This is a genomic window from Neisseria wadsworthii 9715, from assembly GCF_000227765.1.
GTDB lineage: Bacteria > Pseudomonadota > Gammaproteobacteria > Burkholderiales > Neisseriaceae > Neisseria > Neisseria wadsworthii.
The window spans coordinates 1-1,270 of sequence record NZ_JH165164.1 but is presented as its reverse complement, the minus strand read 5'-3'; the positions used below and the strand labels follow the sequence as shown (position 1 = coordinate 1,270).

Here is a 1,270-nt window from a genome sequence, read left to right as displayed (position 1 = left end):
CCCGCCCGCTCCGCCGCAAGTGCCGCCGATTCCTTTCCCGCTGTTTGCCGACCTCGGCGACGCTAAAACCGTTGCCAAAGACGTTAAAATCAACCGCAAACCCGCTTTCGTCTTCAAAGCCAGTAAAACCAACCGCACCTACGGCGACGAAATCGCCCTGCCCGGCCGCAAAGGGGTGATTTCCCGTACCGCCACCAAACCGGCTTGGCCGATGAGGCATTCTTCTTCGGTTAAAATCCGCAAACGCTATATCGTCCGTGCCGGCGATATGTTCCACATGAACAACAAGTTCAAAGGGAAACTGCCGTCGAAACCGTGTATTTCCTGTAAGGCTGCCGTGGGTGCCGGCCGCCCGGTCAATCCGATTCACGGCTTGAAGTTTTTGGAGAACGAAACCGACTTCGCCTTCGAAGGCTTAATGCCGTTGGTGTGGAACCGCAGCTATTATTCCGACCAAGACGGCACCGGCTGGCTCGGCGAGGGTTGGAGCGTGCCCGGCAGCCAACGCATCATCCGCGATGCGGCGGGCTTGGCCTATATCGATGATCAGGGGCGTTTGTTTCCATTGCCGGAACCGGAAGAAGACGATGAAGAACCGGTGTTGTTCGAGAGCGAACAAATCTGGTTCAGTAAGAATTCAGACGGCCATTATGTGATTGCCTCGTTGGACGGTTCGGTGTCGTTGCGTTTCGCGCCGCTGGCGGTGTCGGCAGACGACCCGAACGGCGATAACTCCGCCGAACTACCGCTGGTGGCGGTGGAGGATGCCAACGGCAACCATCAGCGTTTTATCTACCACCCGCTCACCGGACTGCCGCAATATATTATCGACGGCAACGGGCGGGTGTTCTACCTGCACTTCGGCAATGTCGCCGATGCCGCCGCGCCCAAACTGCGCTTGTTGTCGGTATCGCTGCTCGATGCCCTGCCCGCTTTCGGCGCAGCCGCTCAGATCGGCGACGCATTGGTGCGCTACGAATACGGCAGCAGCGGCGATTTAATCCGCGTGATCGGCCGCGACGGCGCGGTCAAACGCAGCTTTACCTATCAAAACAACCTGATGGTGTCGCACACCGATGCGGCGGGCTTGACCGCTTATTACGAATACAGCCATTACACCCCCACCGGCAAGGTGCTGCGCAATTGGACTTCGTTGGGCGAGGAATGGCGTTTCGCTTATCACGACGGCTACACCGAGGTAACCGATGTCTTGGGGCGCACCGAGCAATACCATTACGATTACAACAACGAGTTGACCAAACGGGTGTTT

Annotated in this window: 1 protein-coding gene; it reads left to right on the top strand. The window is 57.8% G+C overall.

The window, feature by feature from the left end; genetic code table 11:
- Positions 1 to 1,270: DUF6531 domain-containing protein (locus HMPREF9370_RS11435; protein ID WP_009117681.1), on the top strand; the 1,270-nt coding region annotated here is incomplete at both ends.